Source organism: Nostoc sp. UCD121 (assembly GCF_014222285.1).
Classification (GTDB): Bacteria; Cyanobacteriota; Cyanobacteriia; order Cyanobacteriales; family Nostocaceae; genus Nostoc.
The window spans coordinates 1-727 of record NZ_JACKZS010000509.1 but is presented as its reverse complement, the minus strand read 5'-3'; the positions used below and the strand labels follow the sequence as shown (position 1 = coordinate 727).

General features: G+C 32.3%; 1 protein-coding gene. It reads left to right on the top strand.

Annotated features, from left to right (window positions below; genetic code table 11):
• The first annotated feature begins 270 nt into the window (after positions 1–270).
• Entirely contained in the window at positions 271–513 is a 243-nt protein-coding gene (locus GNF10_RS37235) for a hypothetical protein (RefSeq protein ID WP_185607514.1), read from the top strand.
• Positions 514–727 lie beyond the last annotated feature (214 nt).

Below are 727 nucleotides of genomic sequence, written 5' to 3'. Positions count from 1 at the left end.
ATTATAATGATGCTACTCACAGTTGCTCTTATAGCTTTTCCGGGCAAATAAACAATATTTTAAATCAACTTTTTAGTTAACTTTATGAGAAAATTGACAACAAAATTATAAAAAAAGATTGAATATTATACTTTACAACCAATGCAGTTGCATGGTTGCACAAACCAATCTGGTAATCATCGGTTTCATGTCAAATAGCAACAATTAGCAAGCAAAGATAAATGAATAATAGACTGTCTAAATCTTATAGCAAGGGAAGAAAAATAAAAAATGAATATCAAGAATGAAAATTATGGCGGTTTTCAAACTTGGTCAAAGCAAGTTGCATCTTGGCGATGTATTCCTCCAATAGTTTCGATTGACATTGAACAAGAACGTAGTTGCGTGTGGTTTAATGTAGGTGGCGAAAATCGTCCTCTTGTTAGGTACGAAATTTTTTCTAATATGGGTGGTTGGCAAAGTGGTCATGAAGCTAATGCTGCTGCTAATCCATCAGTTTTTTCATTAGAATAAGCTAAATATTTATACAACCAACTTATTACTGGCAAGATGAATAATGAAGTCAAGTCAATTTCGACTATTGTTGCAATTGCTAAAAAACATGAAAACAGTCCTCAAAATAAAATGGGATACCAGAAATAGGGTTAGATATAGCGGAGATGGCACATTGCTATTTCTCTGTTTAGTCTAATATGCTAATGATTCTCTAAATTGCGCTAGTAAATAT

Excerpts from the sequence above, each read along its gene's own strand:
- GNF10_RS37235 (WP_185607514.1), top strand. The coding sequence starts at position 271 with ATGAATATCAAGAATGAAAATTATGGCGGTTTTCAAACTTGGTCAAAG.